Origin of the sequence: Nocardioides sp. NPDC057772, from assembly GCF_042798075.1 — a bacterium.
Taxonomy (GTDB): Bacteria; Actinomycetota; Actinomycetes; order Propionibacteriales; family Nocardioidaceae; genus Nocardioides.
On sequence record NZ_JBHVKN010000397.1, the window covers coordinates 1 to 1,294 of the forward strand.

The window sequence follows — 1,294 nt, forward strand, 5'->3', positions numbered from 1 at the left end:
ACCCCGCACCGGCCGGCCACGCTGGTCGAGAAGGCCGGTCTGGCGCGCCAGCGCCTCACCGTCCTTGACCACGCGCACGATGTAGCGGCTGCCCTTACGAAGCCCGCTCGCCTGGATGAGAGCCACCTCTGCCTCGTGACCGAAGACGTCGGCGATGTCTCGCTTCAATCTCCGAGCCGCCAGACCCGTGTCGAGCTCAGCCTCGACCACGATCCTGCCGGCCACGATGTGGATCCCCCCAGCGAACCTCAACGTCGAGGCAACCTCTGCCTTGCGGCAGCATGTCTTGGTGATCTGAGTGGAGGCCAGCTCGGCCTTCACCTGTCCCGTCATCGCCATGCGGGAGAGTCTTTCATTGTTGTCAACGACCCTCGAATCGGTTCCACGTCGGAGACCGCGCTAGCCCGCCCCGATCACCCTCTCGTACGCCGCGGCCAGCCGCTCCGGGTCGTGGCGAGGGGTCCCGTCGCCGACCGCGACGTCGGCCACCTCGACCTGCGCACCGCACTTCTCGGCCACCCGGGACAGCTCGTCGAGACCGTCGAGGGAGGAGTCGACGAGGACGGTGTGGATGCGGAGGTCGGGGGCGTGCTCGAGGAGGACCGAGAGGTGCTCGGCGGGACCGAAGCCGGTCGTCTCCCCCGGCTGCTCGCCGAGGTTGAGCACGACGACGATCTTGGCGGAGGTCGCGACCAGCGCCTCGCGCAGCGCACGGACCATCAGGTGCGGCAGGACCGAGGTGAACCAGGATCCGGGGCCCAGGAACACCCACTCCGCCTCGCGGATGGCCGCAACCGCGTCGGGGGCAGCCGGCGGGTTGTCGGGGATGAGCCGGATCGACTCGATCATCCCGTCGGTGCTGGCGACCTCGACCTGGCCCTGCACCGAGGTGAGCGCCGCAGGATCACCCGGCACCAGCCCGCGTACGTCCGCGACGATGTCCATCGGCACCAGCGCCATCGGCAGGACCCGGCCCTTGGCGCCCAGCAGGCGGCCCACCCAGTCGAGCGCTTCGACGTGGTCGCCGAGCTGCTCCCACAGGCCGACGATGAGCAGGTTGCCGAGGTTGTGGCCGCGCATCTCGCCCTCGCCGGCGAAGCGGTGCTGCAGCACCTGCGCCCAGGTGTCGTCCCAGCGGTCGGCGCCGCACAGGGCGGCCAGCGCCATGCGCAGATCGCCGGGAGGCAGCACACCGAACTCTGCGAATGGGCCGGCGGCGCCCCCGCCCCCCAGCGAGAGCTTCCTCGCCCGCCTCCAGGGCCTTCCGGCGGCCGGCCCCGACGGGCCGACCGAC

2 protein-coding genes are annotated in these 1,294 nt (G+C 71.0%); both read right to left on the reverse strand.

What is annotated here, in order from left to right; translation table 11 throughout:
• Window positions 1-339 (reverse strand): DNA-binding protein WhiA (whiA, locus tag ACFVJS_RS27995; RefSeq protein ID WP_378886806.1); only part of this gene is annotated, 339 nt, incomplete at its 3' end.
• Between the two features lie 60 nt (window positions 340-399).
• Window positions 400-1,294: uridine diphosphate-N-acetylglucosamine-binding protein YvcK (yvcK, locus tag ACFVJS_RS28000; RefSeq protein WP_378886807.1), on the reverse strand; the 895-nt coding region annotated here is incomplete at its 5' end.